This window comes from Acinetobacter sp. S4397-1, assembly GCF_024129285.1.
GTDB lineage: Bacteria > Pseudomonadota > Gammaproteobacteria > Pseudomonadales > Moraxellaceae > Acinetobacter > Acinetobacter lwoffii_C.
In genome coordinates this window covers 37,870-51,288 of sequence record NZ_JAMXXZ010000017.1, presented here as the reverse complement: position 1 = coordinate 51,288, position 13,419 = coordinate 37,870, and the positions used below count along the sequence as shown (strand labels likewise).

The window sequence follows — 13,419 nt, the reverse complement described above, 5'->3', positions numbered from 1 at the left end:
AGCTAAAAGACTCGGTTTGAGATTCAATCTAATTGCTGGAATTTATAACTTGGAGCTGAGTAAAAAATGACTTATGAAAGAAATCTATTATTCTTAAAGATATTTTGATTCGTAATTTTTGTTTCCTGAGATTGTAGAGCATCATATAAAAACTCATAATTTTGAGCGAAAAATTCCGCATCGAAATTTTTATCTTTTTTCATTTGATTTAAATTATCTTGTGCTTCTTCAGCATATTTTTTATAGTCAGAAATTTCATTAGCTGTCGTTGTATTCGATAAAACTATAATCTGGCCTGGTTCAAGTGTACTTGTAGATGATAGATCTAATATATGAGGGTTATTTTTTTTAAGAATTTCCCAGTCAGATTTTATTAGAGGCTGCTTGAATATTCGTTTAGACCAATTAATTAATTCCTCCTTTTTCTTTATTAAATACCATGCTACTTCTGCATTATTAAGATAAATCTCTCTAATATTTTTCTTTTCTTTTTGTGTTTGTTCTACGGTTGTTTTAAAATCAAAAAAAACTCCAATTATTAGGCTGAGAATAAGCTTTTACTGCTATTTTTTGAATAACTTCATTTCGATAAAAAATTAGATATATTAAGGTGTTTTGTGGAGAATATATATGAAACCACTTAGTAAAACCTTTATCATCAAATTCTCCTTCATATGTAAATATAGTTTTTTTAGTAAGAGGGTTACTGACCATAAACTTATAAGTTAAGTCTTTTAATTTTAAAGGAGGATAAACTTTAAATTCTAATCTAGAATATTTTATAGACATTTAATTAATCCTATATCTTTTTTGCATCTTGGGCTTCTTCAACCTCATTTATTAACACTCTTGTAATAATTTTTTGGGAAGAGCCTGTTCTTTTAATTTTCATAAAACCTTCAGAGTCAGTTATTCCTTTTTGTAAACACCCATCTTCATCTATTAAAATATATGGTGTATTTATTAAAGGAGTTTTTTCTTTGTTTTTAACCTGATATTCCAAAATATAAGAATTATCAATGATTGGTAATATAGGAAATTTTTGAGAAATTTTTTCACTATTTTCAAATAAATGCTGCCCCGCCTTTACCTCAAACTTGCCACCCGTTGTTGACAAAATTCCCGCACTACTGATTTCAATCTGTGACCCGCCCGCAGTTAGTACAATCTTTTTGGCTGCAGTAATTTCGATCTGATCTTCAGTAGAGATAATTTTGACGCCTTTACGCGCAATAATGTCCATCTCATTATTCTGCGCCTGTAGTTCAACTTTACCTTTTGCCGCATACGCTCTTACACCTTCTTGAGCGGCAAATAAACTTATTTTTGAAGCGGCATGGCCAATAATATGTTTTTGTGAACTCAGGTTAATACTGTCGGCTGCCTGATGGCTGATCTGGCCATCTGCAGATAAATGAATATCCTGCTGGGCACTCAGCGCAATGGATTGTGGGGCTGACAGAATCATAATCGCCTGTTTAAAGGCAGCTGCTTTGTCTTGATCCTTTTGTTCAATTTGCTCAATAAAGCTTTTTAAATTCTCAAAGATTTCAAGCGGATCAGTTTGCTGATTTTTAGCCACCTCACTCAGTGCCTGACTCGCCTGCAGACCTGATTCCAGCTGGTTTTTTGCCGGTTCAGCATTCATATGTGAGCCATCTGCAGCTTGCTGTTTATGAGTCGAGATCAATAAACCTTCACCGGCACGAATTGCGCCCCATTGGTCAGTACGCAATTCAAAGCCTTCACCCCGTCCTTCACTTTCAGCCTGTTCTTTCGGATGACTCAAATTACCCAGATTGAGCTGACTGGCCGCATGACTGCTGTGCAACTGTGCGCTGATCTGCCCGGTGGTATCATCAAAACGCAGCTGGTTAAAACCTTGCCCCTGCACTTCTTGCGAACGAATACCACTGAGTTTTTTAGTCTCTGGTAGCTGTCCTTTCTGATCAAACCTGGTCGGTGAACGTTGACCTTCATGAATCCGGCCTACCACAAAAGGCCGGTCAATATTGCCATCAAAAAAGTTAATCACCACAATTTCACCAATACGTGGCAAGAAACGGACCCCATAACCTTCACCGGCCCACGGGGTCAGAACATCCACCCAGGCTGAATCGGTATCGCTGTCATTACTACCTGCGCCACTGTCATGGGCATGGTCATCTGAACGGGTAAATAGAAAACGGATTTTGATTCGCCCCCATTTATCGACATGAATTTCCTCCCCTGCTGGCCCGACGACTTTTGCCCGTTGCGGATAGGCTTGGGGTCGATGCAATATAGGTTGATATTCAGGCACGACGGGAATATTGCGACGTTGCAAGACTAACTGATTGGCCTGCCGCTCATCAGCATCCTTAACTGCTGTCACCTGCCAGTGGCTTTGCTGGATTAACGCACTGACCTGTGCATTCAGGTCTTTCGGCAAATTATTCTGGTTATAGAAGTGCTTGGAGATGATTAAAAATTCTTTATCTGCCGCCTCATGCTGGTCAATTTCAGGATGCTGATCGAGTCTGAACCAGTAGCCGACCTGAGCATCACGCACCGTCGATGTCGCTAGAAATTGCTTGGCCTCAGCGGCATAAAAATGTTGTAAGTTCTGGTTGACCTTCTCGATTTGTGCAGCTGAGGCTGGGGTGGCCTGATCTTCCTGCTGAAGGTCGGTCACCCATGCTGGACTAATATGCCAGGCTTGTTCCAGTCCCAGACTGGCATTGTTCTGCATCTGGCTATGCTGATGCTTGCTTTGTACTGAACCGGCGCCTTCTTCCTGACTCAGGCGATCGGCATGCCAACGCTGGATATAGACAGCGGTCGGCTGTAACTGCCGTTCGGCAATAAAGCTGCTAATGCTGTCCACCTGCTCTGTCGCACTGGAACGATGAAAACGGATTGCCCGGCGACGTAGTGCCTGATAGTGGCGATTATCATCAATCAGTCTGAGCTTTTGCGCTGCAATCGGTGCAGAAGAATGCACGACCATCAGCTCAGACTCATCAATCAGCCAATTAATCCCTTCACTGCGCCATAAACGGGTTAAAAAATCATAGTCGGTTTCATTCGACTGCATGCTAAAAGGACGCACATCATAAGTCTGCTGCAAACCGGATAAATCTAGCTTAAGTGCAGCGGCAAATAGTGGACTTTTACTCTGCCATTCTTTAAAGATAACTTCAGTAATCTCACGGACATTTTTGTCCATAAATACGCGGCTATTACGGCGTTTATGCCAGAGCGAGGTTGCATCGTCTAGAGTCAGTTTATAAAGCGTTAAGGCTCCATCACTTTGCCCCTGAGCAGCCTGGGTGATAATCCCGGAACTGCGAAACAGTTGCCCCTGATCTGTCACCTGATCGACGGCGACCTGTGTGCCTATAAACTTTTTTAGCGGAATCAAGGCATTGGTAGATAGACAGATGAGCTCAACCTTCATGCCCCAATTCAGAACATGCTGACCATCAATGCGTTGCAGGAAAACTTCTGTATTGAGTTGCGGATGAGAAAATTGAACATGTAAAGCACGTTTCTGCGCACTTAAACCCAATTGTTCAAGTACCTGAGCAATAGAAATTCTTATCATTTTTAATTTTTATGACTATTTTTTCGGCATTATAATGAATTTAATTGATTAAGCCTAGCCTGTTTTATCTGACCTGTTTATTTGCTTTCCTTATGAGTTGAGCTTGAAGGTAAAAAATCTTTATTTAACTCTTCTTGTTTTAGTTCAAGCAGGTTTTCTATTTTAAATGCAGAGGGTTTACACAGCCGTAGAACCTGTATGTACTTAAATAGAAAAGGCAAATGATCAAGTTCATCTGCCTAAACTCGATTAGCCTTTCTTCACCAGATAATGAAATTCTTTATTGCCATTTTCATCTAAACGTTCTTCCTGCAACAGCAGTTCGTGCCCCAAATGCATACAGAACTTTGGAATATCCCAAGACGTTGAGTTATCCGTTGCAAAAACCTCAATCACATCACCGGCTTTGGATTTACGGATCGCCTGATGCAGCATCATTACCGGCTCAGGACAGCGCAGACCTCGGGTATTTAATTGCAAGCTAGGCGTCATTTCAGCTTTAGACATGGGCAGACTCAGGAGTTTAAAATCGGGCTATTTTAGCATAAAGTGACTCAGGCATTGCAGCATCCGGTTTTAGTCGGACGGTGAAATACTTGTTGACCCATCTGATCAGGATTTTACAGCACAATTACAATAGACAAGTGTATTTTCTGCGGTATGATAAAATCACGTTTTTTTAGATATTAAGAGTCTTTAGGAAAGATCATGCACGAGGAATCAGGCCCGTCGTGGGGTATGCGCGGCTTACGTAAATGGCTGGGAACTGCACCCGAAACTCGCGACGAACTGCTAAAACTAGTACAAGATTCACGTCGATTTTTAGAACCCGATACTGTTGCCATGCTTGAAGGCGTTCTTGATCTGCCTGCAACCAAAGTTCGCGAGGTCATGACGCCAAGAACATCCATGATCAGCTTGCAAGAAGATGATGAGTTGCTGGATATTCTGCATGTTCTGGTGGAGTCCGCACACTCACGTTTCCCGGTCTTTTCATCGGATCAGCCGGATAATGTGGTGGGTATTCTGCTGGCCAAGGATTTATTGCCGTTTCTGACCGAGCCATCTGCAAAAGTGGATATCCGTGCGTTGATGCGTCAGCCGCTGTTTGTACCAGAAAGTGCGCGTTCGGATCAGCTTCTACGCATGCTGAAAAATACCCAGACTCATATTGCCATCGTCATCGACGAATATGGCACCACCTCTGGTCTGGTGACCCTGGAAGATATTCTGGAAGAAATTGTCGGCGAAATTGAAGATGAGCATGACAATGCGGATGAAGAATCACAATATATCGTACCAGATCAAGATCCAGCGACCGCCAATACCTGGATTGTTCAGGCGCTGACCCCGATCGAGTATTTTAATACGATGCTGGATACCCAGTTCTCAGATGATGAAGTGGAAACCATGGGCGGATTATTGCTACAGGAAATTGGTCTGGTAAGTGATCTGGAAGGTCAGGTGATTGAACTGGGCAACTGGCAATTTACCATTCTTGCAGCAGATTCCCGTTCTATTCATCTGATTCGAGCAGTACGCCAATGAGAGCGTCTTTTGACAAGTTAATGCATACTTCATCGCCACAAAAACCATTACCTCTGATTTATCCCTTATTGATTGCCCTGTTTGCAGGAGCCATATTCAGCTTAGCATTGGCACCTTATCATTACTGGTGGCTGGCCATTTTGTCCCCTGCATTGCTCTATGCCTGTGTACGCGGACGTAGTGCCAAACAAGCATTTGCTATCGGCTGGGCTTATGGAATCGGCCTCTGGTTTGTGGGAGCGTTCTGGCTATATACCTCTATCCATGTCTATGGTGATACCAGCGCGGTTATGAGTCTAGTCATGATCCTGATCATGGCCATGGTCATGGGTTTATTTACAGCGGTGCAGACCTTTGTTTATCGCCGTTTTTTCCCGGAAACCCCGCTCACGTTTGCCCCACTGTGGGTACTTTTTGAATGGGCAAAAACCTGGGTATTTACCGGTTTTCCGTGGCTCTTTGTCGGCTATGCCTTTACCGAGCGTTATCTGGATGCCTATGCGCCATTATTTGGGGTATTCGGGGTGTCGTTTGTGGTCATCGTTCTGGCATGTGCGCTGGTCGAAATTCTGAACAAACGCTTTTTCTGGGCTATTCCTTCAGCCATCTTGTTATTGGGTGCATGGGGCGCAGCACAACTGAGCTTTGTCGAGCCAAAAAATCAGAAGCCTTTAACGGTTTCCCTGATTCAAGGCAATATTCCTCAGGATCTGAAATGGTTAACCGAATATCAGGTTAAAACCCTGCTGATCTATGCCAATCTGAGCAAAACCGAATGGGGACGTGATCTGATTGTCTGGCCTGAGTCCTCAATTCCCATGTTCCAGACCGATATTCAGGAATTTTTAGAGTCCATGAAAGTACAGGCAGAAAAGTCAGGTACAGCATGGATTACTGGAATCCCGTACTGGGATCTGGAAGAGTCCAAGACAGCAGGCTATCCAAAATACTATAACAGTATTATGGCCACAGGTGACGATTCTAGCGGGCTTTATAAGAAACAGCGTCTGGTGCCGTTTGGTGAATATATCCCCCTCTCCGGCTGGTTAAGCTGGGTTTTGCCTAGCCTGCAAAATGACCCGTCTATGAGTGGTTTCTCACGTGGTGCTGATAACCAGCAGCTGCTGAATGTGAAAAATCAGCATCTCGGTTCGGCCATCTGTTATGAAGTGGCTTATCCCAATTTAACCCGTCGTAATGCCAGTCAGAGCGATTTTCTGGTCACTGTTTCAAATGATGCCTGGTTTACCGGCACAGCAGGCCCATTGCAACATTTACAGATGGTACAAATGCGGGCCAAAGAAAATGGCCGCTGGTTTATTCGCGCCACCAATACCGGGGTAACTGCGTTTATTGATCACAAGGGGCATATTGTGAAAAAAGCCCCGATGGATCAGGAAGCCATATTACGGGGTGAACTTCCAGCCATGCAGGGCCAGACCCTGTATACGAAATTCAGCGATTGGCCTGTCATGATCTTCTCAGCTCTGCTATTGCTAGTCGGCTGGCGTTTCCGTCCGCGTAAGGTAGATGTCAGCTTCAAGTCGAGACGGTAATTGAAATGAGAAAACAAAAAACCGGGACCTATAGTCCCGGTTTTTTAATTTCAGTATTTAGAGTTGAGTCGCCAAATAAGAGATCATACTGGCCAGAGTGAGCATCGGTACATGACGATAAATGTAAACGACTGCCTGTTCAAATGCTGAGCTTTGCTCGGCCTGAATGCGAATAACACTCACATTTAATGCTGACCAGAAACAGAGAGCGATTAAACTGCTCATCACACTGATGGCAAAGAAAGCTACTATAATCTGGCTGCTACCTTCGGTGTTCTGCCATAAATGAACGATTCCCTGACTGACCGGCAACATGCTTAAAACCAGAAGAACAGATTTCAGCATCAACCAGTGAAATTGGTTGATTTCATCTTTCAAGATAAATGCTTTCATATATTTCTCCGTTGGCGAGTCAGGTGCCTTTCAGAGCATTATGAGCTTTTTCAAATAAATAGAAAGTGTAGCTTTATTCATATCTTACGAGAATTGTAATAGATAAACATGGGAATAATTCTTATTATAACTCGCATATCGTTTCTATTATTTAATTTATATAATTTTCAAAGGCTTATATTATATTTTATAATTAATACCTATTATCACTTCACTGAATACAAAAATAAGCGATAAAGTGAAGTGATATATTCCATTCAGTGAGAATTTATAATGATTCTCGATTATGGCTGATAATAAATATCGCTATCCGTTCCATCCCCACCGGCCTGACCATCTGCCCCAAATGAGTACAGATCAAAAGCACGGCCCTCGGTTCCCGGCATCACATATTGCAGTTCATTTTCCCAACTGTCTTTTGGATAGCCCCCTTTAACATAACCGCCCGGTAGCCAGTTTTTCGCAGTTGCCGGCTGATTCACCAGAGCATCCAGCCCCCCGTCCTGCATACTTGGATATTTACCATTATCGAGCTTATATTGATCCAGTGCACCTGCAATACTTTGCAGTTTGATGACGGTGGTATCGACCTTGGCTTTTTCACCCCGCCCCATCACATTCGGTACAATCAGTGCTGCCAGCACTCCCAGAATCACAATCACCACCATGACTTCAATCAGGGTAAAACCTGCAGCCCTCTTGATTCGCATCGTATTTGGAATACCTCGACTCTGGTTCAGATTCCTTTTCATTTAATCTCTCGCATGTGTTTATATCGTTCAGAATATTCGGCTTCAGGTCAAGCACCTGAAAATTTTAACCGGTTTCTGTTTAAATCATATTATTCATATTTACAATGGGCAGCATCACTGCAATCACAATCACCAAAACAATACTGGCCATCAGCACCAACATCAGCGGTTCCATTAAAGCCAGCAAGGTTGAGATCAGGGTGGTGACTTCACGGTCCTGCATCTGGGAAGCCCGATCCAGCATCCGGTCCAGTTCACCCGAGGCTTCACCACTTTTGATCATTTGTACCATCATCGGTGGAAAATAACCACTGCGATCCAGCTGGGTTGCCAGGTTGCCGCCTTCGGTGACTTTTTCAGCGGCCAGATTTACCGCATCACGGATCACCCAGTTGTTACTGACAGCTGCACCAATCCGCAAAGCATCGACCAGCGGCACACCGGACTGGGTCAAAATGGATAAGGTACTGGCAAAACGCGCGGCATTAATGCCCCGGGATAATTTTCCAAACAAGGGCAACTTTAAGGTCAGGCGGTCAAAGGCATAATGCCCGGCGGTGCTTCTTAAAAAACGTACCAGCAGGAAGAAACTGGTGATACTGCCTATCAGTAAAAAGGGCCAGGCAATCCGGATAAAATCACTGGCTTTCATTAAAGCGACAGTAATCCACGGCAAGGCATCCTTGCTCTGGTCAAAGGTCTTGACAATATCCGGCACCACATAGGTCATCAAACCCATCACAATCGCAAAAGACATCAACAGCAGAATAATCGGGTAGATCATGGCACCCTGAATTTTTTTCTGCATGGCGAAACGGTTTTCCGTATAATCTGCCAGTTGATCCAGAATCAGATCCAAATGTCCGGAGCGCTCCCCGGCGGCAATCGTCGCGGTATACAGTTCAGGAAAACGTCCCGACTGCTGTAAGGCCTGAGCCAGGCTATGTCCTTCCAGCACTTTGGAGCGCACCGACATCAGCAGGTTTTGCACATGGACTTTTTCACTTTGTTTGCCAACGGCACGAATGGCTTCTTCCAGCGGAATGGCAGCCGCCACCAACACGGCTAATTGCCGGGTCATCAAGGCCAGATCATAGGCTGTGATACTTTTTTCAAACCATTTACGCTGATAGTGCTGGTCTTTTTTCTCGACCGGATCGACAGAGACCGGAACCAGTGCCTGATCTCTAAGCTGCTGCCGGATCTGGCGTGCAGAATCTCCCTCAAGCACGCCCTTTTGCTGCTTTCCTGAAGCATCAAGCGCAATAAACTGATATGCAGGCATTGTAATGCTCTAATTTTCCAAAATTTTTGCTTAACGCGGTTGCGTCAGACCACCGAAATCATTCATATTCTTTCATATAAATTATCCGCTCACTCTAACACAACTGAAATTTGAGCACGACGAAATTTCATCAGGACCTCTTTCATCATTATGCCGAATTCTGCTCCCCCTTCTGTACCTGTTCACCGTGTTCGCGTTGCGGTACCGGTACGTCTGTTTGATTGTTTTGACTACAGTTTAAGTCAGGAACAATATCAACAGGCCGAAGTCGGTGCCCGGGTAGCGGTTTCCTTTGGCCGGCAGAATCTGGTCGGTGTGATTACCGAAAAGCTGCCGCTGGATGCGCCGATTGATCCCAGTTTCAAGCTTAAGTCGATTACGGAGCTCCTGGATGAACGCGCCATTTTAGATGCTAAAGTTTTAAGTTTGTTGACATGGTCCGCACAATATTATCAATTCCCGATCGGTGAAGTGATCCAGACCGCGCTGCCGACATTATTGCGTCAGGGAAAACCCTACAATCTGCTGGCCCGGACCTGGAAGCTTCTAGAGCATGAGGCCGAAGCCAAAATTCGCCGCTCTGAAAAACAGCAGGAAGCTTACCGGATTTTAAAACTGCATCCGGTCGGTACGACTGAAAATGTACTCAATCTGGCCGGGATTGAAACCGCCACATTAAAAGCCCTGGAAAAAAAAGGCATTTGTTGCTGTGTACTGGAGCAGCAGGATTTCAGTCCTCAGCCGATGCAGCTGGCACAGATGCCACTGACAGCCAATCCTGAACAAAAGCATGCGATTCAGCAAATCCTCAAATACTGCAAGAAATATCAGGCTTTTTTACTGGATGGCCTAACTGGAAGCGGAAAAACTGAGGTTTATTTGCAGGTTATGCAGCAAGTGCTGAAGCAAGGCCAGCAGGTGCTGGTGCTGGTGCCCGAAATTGGCCTTACCCCCCAAACGATTAGCCGCTTTCAGTCCCGTTTTCATTGTCATATTGCCCTGCTACACTCCGGGCTGAATGACAGCAAGCGTTTGCAAGCCTGGCAGGCCGCTGAAACTGGTAAAGCTTCGATCATACTGGGCACACGTTCCGCCATTTATACGCCAATGCCGAATCTGGGCCTTATCATTCTGGATGAAGAACACGATCTGTCCTTTAAACAACAGGAAGGTTTTCGCTATCACGCCCGTGATGTTGCACTGTATCGGGGACATTTACAGCAATGTCCGGTGATTCTGGGTTCAGCAACCCCCAGTATTGACAGTTATGCGCTGGTTCAGCAAGGCAAAATGCAGGTGCTGGAACTCAATCAACGTGCTGGCAGCGCCTTAATGCCCAAAATCCATATTCTGGATTTAAAAGTCGCCCAAAAACAGCATGGCATCAGTCTGCACCTGATTCAGGAAATTAAAAAACGCCTGGCTAAAAAAGAGCAGGTGCTGGTCTTTCTTAATCGTCGGGGCTATGCCCCGGTACTGATCTGTGGTAGTTGTGGCTGGCAGGCCCAATGTCCCCATTGTGATGCCAATTTCACTGTACACCGCCAACCGTATCAACATTTGCACTGTCATCACTGTGGCACCATTCATCGTCTACCTGAACAATGTCCGCAGTGCCAGCATACCGAGCTGGTGACTTTAGGCATGGGCACCGGCAAGGTTGAAGAACATCTGAATGAGCTTTTTCCCGATTCTGAAGTGATCCGGGTCGACCGGGATTCCACCAGCCGGGTGGGCAGCTGGCAAAAAATCTATGACAAGATACAAAAAAGCGAGCCGGCTATTTTGCTTGGCACCCAGATGCTGGCCAAGGGACATCATTTTCCTTATGTCACGCTGGTCGCCATTCTGGATATTGATTCCGGTTTGCTCAGTGTCGATTTCCGGGCCACTGAACGTACTGCACAGCTGATCATCCAGGTGGCAGGACGGGCAGGACGTGGTGAGCATAAGGGCGATGTCTATTTACAGACGCTCAGACCGGATCATGCCTTACTGAATACGCTGGTCAATGAAAACTACCGCGCTTTCGCCAAGCAGACGTTAACCGAACGACAAATTGCCCAGATGCCACCGTTTCGTTATGCCGTGCTGATCCGCTGTGAATCCAGAGATCAGGCACAAAATACTGAATTCTTACAGAAACATGCGGCCCTACTCAGGCAATATCCTGATCTGGTACTGGATATCTGGGGGCCGATTCCTGCTCCTATGGAACGTAAGGCTGGACGCTATCAATCACATATGGTCCTGCTGTCTGCAGATCGTGCCCGTTTGCATTATTATGTCAGGAGCTGGTGGCAGAACCTGTTGCAGGAAAAGCCTTCCAGCATGAAACTGACCCTGGATATTGATCCGCAGGAACTCAGTTAAGACCATTGAAGCTGTCTGTATAAATAAAAGCTCAAGCGGATCGGATGAAAATAAAATTTAAGGCGGAAAAATGTCGATACTGTTGCAAATAACACTGGTCCTGGCAATGGCACTGATTATCGTGCCTCTGAGTAACATGCTCAAATTGCCCAAGGTCCTGGGCTATCTGTTAACAGGCCTGATTCTGGGACCCAGCGTTTTCACGCTGATCCAGTCACCCACTCTCCTACACAGCTTTATAGAGCTGAGCCTGCTGGGGCTGCTGTTCTGGATCGGGCTGCAACTTCGACCTCAGCGTATCCTGCAAATTCCCCAATCCAGCTGGATCATGGCCAGTTTACTCGTATTCGGTTCCACCCTGTTTTTTAGCCTGATGGCCTGGGCATTCTGGCAGCAACAGCTCTTGGTTAGTGTAGTCATCGGACTGGCCGGCAGCCTGTCTGCAATGACTTTGGTGACCCAGTACCTGAACGATCAGGAACAGTTGGCCAGCAGTACCGGTCAAACCACCTATTCCATTTTATTGATTCAGGCCTTGCTGGCAATTCCAGTATTGGCAGCGATTCCTTTATTTGCTGGCATCAACTCGACCGAACATGGCGTGGCTTATTTTGCCGCTATCATGACCACGTTTAGCGGCCTGTTCCTGTTCAATCATTATCTGATGCGGCCTCTTTATCGCTGGATTATAAAAACGGGCAGCCATGATTTACATATGCTGGTGGCTATGTTCATCATGCTGGCTCTATTGGCCCTGATGCATACCTTGGGGCTCAGCCTGTTTCTCGGTGCCCTGTTTGCCGGGATTCTGCTAGCAGACTCCGATTTTCGTCAAACGGTAGAAAGTAGTATCCAGCCCTTTAAAGGTATCGTGATTGGTCTGGCATTTATTGGACTGGGCATGTCCTTAGATGTTCAGGAACTATTTGATTTCCCCCTCACCATTCTGGCTGGCACGGCGGCCTTGATGCTGATCAAATTTCTGCTTGGGCTAGGCTTGGCACGTTATTATCAGCAAGCATGGCGCAAGTCTGCCCTGCTGGCTGTCAGTCTTGCCCAAGGTGGCGAGTTCGCCTTTATCGCCTTGGTGATGGCAAGCACTCACCAGCTTATGGATCAGGTCTTAGTATCTAGCCTTCTGTGGATGGTCAGCCTGTCGATGTGCTTGACACCGTTATGCTATCGGCTGCTACATAGCCAAATTCTGCCGCGGCTGGACCGGCAGAATCATCTGGCGGCTACTTTTAATACCGAGAGTGTGCCCTATCCACCCACGCCGGTTCTGCTGATCGGATTTGGGCGTTTTGGCCAGATCATCGCACGAATTTTAAGACAGCAACAACAAGCTTTCAGCGTCATGGACAGTCATGTCGAAGCCAGCCATGTGCTGTCTGAATATCATATTCCGTTTTATCAGGCCAATGCCACCGAACCGCACAGTCTGTATCGGGCCGGTATTGAGCAGGTGCAGCATGTTATCGTGGCAATAGATGACATTGAAGACAATTTGCTGGTGGTCCGGCATCTGCGGCTGAATTATCCAGATATGACCTTATGGGTACGTGTCCGTGACCGTCATCATGTACAGTTACTGCAAGACCTCGGTGTAGAACGGATCTGGCGGGAAACTTATGCCTCAGCACTGGAACTCGGCCAGGCCCTGCTGGAAGATTTAAATCCTGAAATGGAAGCGGACTTTTCGCAGTTTATCCAGACCTTTCGCCAACATGATGAAAACCTGCTCAGGCGTCAGTATACTTTAGACAGCGAAGATGCCCTGCATACTGACCGACACCGGCATCATCTGGCAGAACTGGAATATTTGTTCAGTCAGGAGCCGCTACACACACTGCAACCAGATACACAGCAGCAACAGGACATCAACCGCTCAGGAATTGATGCGACAAGAGATGATCTGGCATAACT

The 13,419-nt window shown here is 45.6% G+C and carries 10 protein-coding genes; 4 read left to right on the top strand and 6 right to left on the bottom strand.

Annotated features, from left to right (window positions below):
• Window positions 1–519: 519 nt before the first annotated feature.
• The 3 genes from NI467_RS09685 to tusA all read right to left on the bottom strand — a co-directional run bounded on the left by NI467_RS09685 (window position 520) and on the right by tusA (window position 4,093).
• Window positions 520–789, bottom strand: coding sequence for a hypothetical protein (locus NI467_RS09685; protein ID WP_253152664.1), 270 nt, complete (start codon window positions 787–789; stop codon window positions 520–522).
• 10 nt (window positions 790–799) lie between these two features.
• A complete protein-coding gene (locus tag NI467_RS09680; RefSeq protein WP_253152662.1) occupies window positions 800–3,586 on the bottom strand; it encodes a type VI secretion system Vgr family protein in 2,787 nt (928 codons plus the stop codon).
• Between the two features lie 249 nt (window positions 3,587–3,835).
• Window positions 3,836–4,093, bottom strand: a complete 258-nt coding sequence (tusA, locus tag NI467_RS09675) for a sulfurtransferase TusA (protein ID WP_253152660.1) — start codon at window positions 4,091–4,093, stop codon at window positions 3,836–3,838.
• 201 nt (window positions 4,094–4,294) lie between these two features.
• On the opposite strand from tusA, the gene NI467_RS09670 reads away from it, so the two are divergent.
• Together NI467_RS09670 and lnt are read left to right on the top strand one after the other, a co-directional pair.
• Window positions 4,295–5,134 carry an HlyC/CorC family transporter gene (locus NI467_RS09670; protein WP_253152658.1) on the top strand — a complete coding sequence of 280 codons (840 nt, stop codon included), beginning with the start codon at window positions 4,295–4,297 and terminating at the stop codon, window positions 5,132–5,134.
• Window positions 5,131–6,690 carry an apolipoprotein N-acyltransferase gene (gene lnt, locus NI467_RS09665; RefSeq protein ID WP_253152649.1) on the top strand — a complete coding sequence of 520 codons (1,560 nt, stop codon included), beginning with the start codon at window positions 5,131–5,133 and terminating at the stop codon, window positions 6,688–6,690. Before NI467_RS09670 ends, lnt begins: the two co-directional genes overlap by 4 nt.
• A gap of 57 nt (window positions 6,691–6,747) precedes the next feature.
• On the opposite strand, the gene NI467_RS09660 is transcribed toward lnt, so the two are convergent.
• The 3 genes from NI467_RS09660 to gspF all read right to left on the bottom strand — a co-directional run bounded on the left by NI467_RS09660 (window position 6,748) and on the right by gspF (window position 9,120).
• Window positions 6,748–7,083, bottom strand: coding sequence for a hypothetical protein (locus NI467_RS09660; RefSeq protein ID WP_151207366.1), 336 nt, complete (start codon window positions 7,081–7,083; stop codon window positions 6,748–6,750).
• Window positions 7,084–7,367: 284 nt separating this feature from the next.
• Entirely contained in the window at window positions 7,368–7,835 is a 468-nt protein-coding gene (gene gspG / locus NI467_RS09655; RefSeq protein ID WP_374982207.1) for a type II secretion system major pseudopilin GspG, read from the bottom strand.
• A gap of 79 nt (window positions 7,836–7,914) precedes the next feature.
• Window positions 7,915–9,120: a type II secretion system inner membrane protein GspF gene (gene gspF, locus NI467_RS09650; RefSeq protein WP_253152647.1), complete on the bottom strand. Its 1,206-nt coding sequence runs from the start codon at window positions 9,118–9,120 to the stop codon at window positions 7,915–7,917.
• A 150-nt stretch (window positions 9,121–9,270) separates the two neighbouring features.
• Here gspF and NI467_RS09645 point away from each other — a divergent pair, with 150 nt between their 5' ends.
• Entirely contained in the window at window positions 9,271–11,493 is a 2,223-nt protein-coding gene (locus NI467_RS09645) for a primosomal protein N' (RefSeq protein ID WP_253152645.1), read from the top strand.
• A gap of 70 nt (window positions 11,494–11,563) precedes the next feature.
• Window positions 11,564–13,417 carry a cation:proton antiporter gene (locus NI467_RS09640; protein ID WP_253152635.1) on the top strand — a complete coding sequence of 618 codons (1,854 nt, stop codon included), beginning with the start codon at window positions 11,564–11,566 and terminating at the stop codon, window positions 13,415–13,417.
• The last annotated feature ends 2 nt before the right edge of the window (window positions 13,418–13,419 follow it).

What these genes read in the sequence shown, in the direction of transcription:
- NI467_RS09685 (WP_253152664.1), bottom strand. Translation starts at nt 789, where the DNA reads ATGTCTATAAAATATTCTAGATTAGAATTTAAAGTTTATCCTCCTTTA.
- NI467_RS09680 (WP_253152662.1), bottom strand. Translation starts at nt 3,586, where the DNA reads ATGATAAGAATTTCTATTGCTCAGGTACTTGAACAATTGGGTTTAAGT.
- tusA (WP_253152660.1), bottom strand. Translation starts at nt 4,093, where the DNA reads ATGTCTAAAGCTGAAATGACGCCTAGCTTGCAATTAAATACCCGAGGT.
- NI467_RS09670 (WP_253152658.1), top strand. Translation starts at nt 4,295, where the DNA reads ATGCACGAGGAATCAGGCCCGTCGTGGGGTATGCGCGGCTTACGTAAA.
- lnt (WP_253152649.1), top strand. Translation starts at nt 5,131, where the DNA reads ATGAGAGCGTCTTTTGACAAGTTAATGCATACTTCATCGCCACAAAAA.
- NI467_RS09660 (WP_151207366.1), bottom strand. Translation starts at nt 7,083, where the DNA reads ATGAAAGCATTTATCTTGAAAGATGAAATCAACCAATTTCACTGGTTG.
- gspG (WP_374982207.1), bottom strand. Translation starts at nt 7,835, where the DNA reads ATGAAAAGGAATCTGAACCAGAGTCGAGGTATTCCAAATACGATGCGA.
- gspF (WP_253152647.1), bottom strand. Translation starts at nt 9,120, where the DNA reads ATGCCTGCATATCAGTTTATTGCGCTTGATGCTTCAGGAAAGCAGCAA.
- NI467_RS09645 (WP_253152645.1), top strand. Translation starts at nt 9,271, where the DNA reads ATGCCGAATTCTGCTCCCCCTTCTGTACCTGTTCACCGTGTTCGCGTT.
- NI467_RS09640 (WP_253152635.1), top strand. Translation starts at nt 11,564, where the DNA reads ATGTCGATACTGTTGCAAATAACACTGGTCCTGGCAATGGCACTGATT.